At 71.2% G+C, this 4115-nt stretch carries 5 protein-coding genes; 4 read left to right on the top strand and 1 reads right to left on the bottom strand.

The genetic code is table 11. From position 1 onward, the window contains the following. Window positions 1–318: 318 nt before the first annotated feature. Window positions 319–501: an Rv0909 family putative TA system antitoxin gene (locus tag EAO75_RS38460; RefSeq protein WP_147999713.1), complete on the bottom strand. Its 183-nt coding sequence runs from the start codon at window positions 499–501 to the stop codon at window positions 319–321. Between the two features lie 236 nt (window positions 502–737). Between EAO75_RS38460 and EAO75_RS38455 the strand changes: the two genes are divergently transcribed. The 4 genes from EAO75_RS38455 to EAO75_RS47835 all read left to right on the top strand — a co-directional run. Beyond that, window positions 738–1508 carry an HNH endonuclease family protein gene (locus EAO75_RS38455; RefSeq protein WP_261989593.1) on the top strand — a complete coding sequence of 257 codons (771 nt, stop codon included), beginning with the start codon at window positions 738–740 and terminating at the stop codon, window positions 1506–1508. A 53-nt stretch (window positions 1509–1561) separates the two neighbouring features. Continuing rightward, window positions 1562–2305, top strand: coding sequence for an N-acetyltransferase (locus tag EAO75_RS38450; RefSeq protein WP_147999712.1), 744 nt, complete (start codon window positions 1562–1564; stop codon window positions 2303–2305). Window positions 2306–2539: 234 nt separating this feature from the next. Beyond that, entirely contained in the window at window positions 2540–3193 is a 654-nt protein-coding gene (locus EAO75_RS38445; RefSeq protein ID WP_147999711.1) for a DUF805 domain-containing protein, read from the top strand. Between the two features lie 65 nt (window positions 3194–3258). After that, a partial coding sequence (locus tag EAO75_RS47835) for a serine/threonine-protein kinase (RefSeq protein WP_261989665.1) occupies window positions 3259–4115 on the top strand: 857 nt, incomplete at its 3' end.

Below are 4115 nucleotides of genomic sequence, written 5' to 3'. Positions count from 1 at the left end.
CCGGCGTCGCGGCCAGGCTGTCACCGAACCACCTGGAGAACAGAGGCCGTCCGCGGAGACCCACCTCCCGCGGGCGGCTTCGTGCGGGCGGGGTCACGTGGGCGCGGGGGTGTGGGGAGAGATCCCCCTCCTGGTGCGAAGACGGCCCTGCGCACACGGCCGTGCGAAGCCGCCCACGTGACCCCGCCCGCACGAAGCCGCCCGCGGGAGGTGGGTCTCCGCGGACGGCCTCTGTTCTCCAGGTGGTTCGGTGACAGCCTGGCCGCGACGCCGGCGCCGTCCCCGCCGGGTCTCGTGGTCCTCCGCGGGGCCGGGGCCTTACTGCTGATCGGGCCTGTCGCGGTCCATGCCGAGTTCGCGCTCCATCCGTTGCTGCGCGTCGTCGACCTGGCTCTCGTACTTGTTGCCCGTCTTCTCGTTGGCCTTCTGCTCCGCGGCGTCGGACATGTCCCTGGCCTTGTCCTGCGCCTGGCGGTTCTTGAACCTGTCGAAGATGCCCATGCAGAGCTCCTTCCAGAGGAGATTCACCACCGACGATACGCCCGGCTTACGAGGTATGCGCGATTGACCCCGCTATGGTCTGGACCTCCGTCCCGGACCTTCCGCCCAGACCTCCGACCTCCACCTGCCCGGGCCTCCTGAATGCCGCCGTGCGCCGGGTCGCTACCGTGTGCGCGACGGTGTACCAGGGAAAGCCGCCTGTGCGGGGCGGAACGGGCAGCAAGGGGGGACGCACCGTGAAGCGTCTTAGGGGCGGGGCGGCGAGCGCCGCGGCGATGCTCGGCATGGTGCTGGTACTGACCGGCTGTGAGAACGTCGATCTACCCGTGGACGAGGCGCCATCCGGCTCCGTCCCGGACACCGGTTCCGGCCGTGCCGTGAGCCCGCTGGACAACCCCGACGGCACGAAGCCGGGGCTCGCGCCGCTCACTTCGGGCGCCGACCGGGACGAGGCACTGGCCCTCATCGAGAAGGTGGCGACCAAGGGCCGCGGCCCCAAGACGGGTTACGACCGGGACGAGTTCGGCTACGCGTGGATGGACTCGGCCCCGGGCGGCATCCCGTTCTCCCGCAACGGCTGCGACACCCGCAACGACCTCCTCAAGCGCGACGGCGAGGACGTCCGCCACCGCTCCGGCTCCGACTGCGTCGTGGCCTCCATGACGCTGCACGACCCGTACACGGGCCGGACGATCGACTGGGCCAAGTCCCGTGCCACGACGGTGCAGATCGACCATGTGATGCCGCTGTCGTACGACTGGCAGATGGGCGCCTCCCGCTGGCCGAAGGGCAAGCGCCAGGACATCGCCAACGACCCCCTCAACCTCATACCGGTCGACGGCCCGACCAACAGCTCCAAGGGCGACTCCGGCCCCGCGTCCTGGCTGCCCCCGAACAAGGGGATCCGCTGCTCGTACGCGGTGCGCTTCGCCCAGGTGTCACTGAAGTACGAACTTCCGGTGACCACCGCAGACAAGGAGACGATGCTGCGTCAGTGCGGAGGCTGACGCGGGCCGAAAACGGCTTTCCGGCACCGACGCCGCGCACATACCGTTCCGGCATGGAACTGAAGGTGGCGAGCGTCGCGGAACGCCCCGAGATGCTCGACCGTGTCCTGGAAATGCCGGACACCTGGCCGGAGTTCGTCATCAACGACCCCGTGGGCAACGCCCACTACGCCCGGATCCCCCGTGAGTTCCCCGAGTACGCGCTGTTCGCGCAGGACAGGCGGGGCGAGGTGGTCGCGCAAGCCTTCAGCGTTCCGTTCGCCCTGAATGCCGAGGGCCGCGGCCGGCTGCCCGCCCGGGGCTGGGACGAGGTCCTGGTGTGGGCCTTCGCCGACCTGCGCGGCGGCGTCCGCCCCGACACCGTCAGCGCCATCTCCGTCGTCATCGCCCCGCACGCGCTGGCAGGCGGCCTGTCGGCCGTGATGCTTCGCGCGATGCGGGAAAACGCCCGCGCCCGTGGCTTCCGCGAGGTCGTCGCACCGGTCCGGCCCAACGCCAAGCACCTCGAACCGCACACCCCGATCGAGGAGTACGCCCACCGGGTACGCACCGACGGCCTGCCCCACGACCCGTGGCTGCGTGTGCACGCCCGAGCCGGAGCCACGATCGACTCCATCGCCCCGGCCTCCATGACCGTCGCCGGATCGCTGGAGCAGTGGCGCCGCTGGACCGGACTGCCCTTCGACACCCCGGGCGACGTCGAGGTGCCCGGCGCGCTGGTGCCGGTGCGCTGCGAGCCGGAGCGGGGTCACGCGGTGTACGTCGAGCCCAACGTGTGGATGCGGCACCCGCTCTGAGGCGACCGGGGCGGGCGGGGTTCGAGCGGGTGCGCGCGACCGGGCCGGAAGCGGGGCCTCCGTGCGACCTGCGTCGTCGTACGAAGTGATCAGCACGACAACGGTTCGGTACAACCGTGACCCTATGTCGGTGTGGACCTATACGCTCGAAGCGACAATCGCACGACCGAGGTTGCCCCGCGCCGGGCAGGGTCGGTCGACCCCGTACAACCACTTCAGGTACCAGGAGCAGCCATGCAAGGCCACGGCTACACGCAGCCGGTGATCCAGCCGCCGCCGACCGGTTGGCTGGTCTTCCTGCGCGTGGTCTTCGTCGTGATCTCGGTGCTGAGCTTCGGCCTGCTGATGTGGACGATGATGCTGCGCCTGGCCATCGTGACCCGTAAGGCGCTCGACTGGTGGCTGTTCGCGGCGTCGATCGTGGTGGAGTTCCTCGGCCTCTACCTGATGGGTTCCGAGCCCGGCGACGAGATACACACGGCGGGCGGCTGGATGGGCCTGATCCTCGTTCTGGGCGGCCTCGTGGTCTCGATCGCGTACTACCTCGCCGCGGACATACGCCACTTCCACCGGCTCCGCTTCTCCGGCAACACCGGGCAGCGGCCACCGTCCCCCGCCTACGGCTACCCGCAGCCCCAGTCGCCGTACACCGCCACGACGGTGCCGCAGTCGCCGTCGATACCCCGGACGCCGATGCCCCAGCCGCCGATGCCCCAGACGCCGATCTCTCAGACACCGATGCCCCGGACGCCCGCAGCGCCGCCCACGCCGCCGCAGCGCCCCGCGCCCGCGCGCATCGACCAGGTGCGCGCCGAGCTCGACGAGCTCAGTGACTACCTGCGCAAGCACGACACCCGCCAGGACGGCGACCACGAGGGCGGAAGGTGACCGTGACGACAGGACGTGTCGTCGCCGGCCGCTACGCACTGTCCGCGCTCATCGGACAGGGCGGCATGGGCCAGGTCTGGACGGCGTACGACGACCGGCTCGACCGGCGCGTGGCGGTGAAGCTGCTGCGCCCCGACAAGGTGGCCGGGCAGGAGGCGGACGAACTGCGCCGCCGGTTCGTGCGCGAGTGCCGGGTGACCGCGCAGGTCGACCACCCCGGGCTCGTCACGGTGCACGACGCGGGCAGCGAGGGCGAGGAGCTGTTCCTCGTCATGCAGTACGTCGACGGCGTCGACCTCGCCGCTCATCTCGCCGGGCGTGACCAGTACCCCTGGCAGTGGGCGGTGGCCGTCGCCGCGCAGCTGTGCGCCGTGCTGAGCGCCGTGCACGCGGTGCCGATCGTGCACCGCGACCTCAAGCCGCGCAATCTGATGGTCAAGCAGGACGGCACGGTCACCGTCCTCGACCTCGGCGTCGCCTCCGTCATGGACGCCGACACCACTCGCCTCACCCACACCGGCACGCCCATCGGCTCGCCCGCCTACATGGCCCCCGAGCAGGCGATGGGCGGCGCGGTCGGCCCGTACACCGACCTGTACGCACTGGGCGTGCTCATGCACGAACTCCTCAGCGGAGACGTGCCGTTCTCCGGCTCCACCGCCCTCGGCGTGCTGCACCGGCACCTGTACGAGCCGCCGCTGCCCGTGCGCCGCGCCCGCCCCGAGGTCCCCGAGGCGCTCGAAGCGCTGGTCCTGCGGCTGCTCGCGAAGGACCCGCAGCACCGCCCCGCCTCCGCGCAGGAGGTGTACGAGGACCTGGCGCCGCTGCTGCCCGCGCGCGGCACCCCCTCCGGAGCGCCGCTCGTCAGCAGGATCCAGCCCGCGCGCCGACGCTCCAACTCACCTCTGGTCCAGGCGGCGCC

This window comes from Streptomyces sp. UW30, assembly GCF_008042075.1.
Taxonomy (GTDB): domain Bacteria; phylum Actinomycetota; class Actinomycetes; order Streptomycetales; family Streptomycetaceae; genus Streptomyces.
The sequence above is the reverse complement of the archived record's forward strand: the minus strand, read 5'-3'. Positions and strand labels throughout refer to the sequence as shown.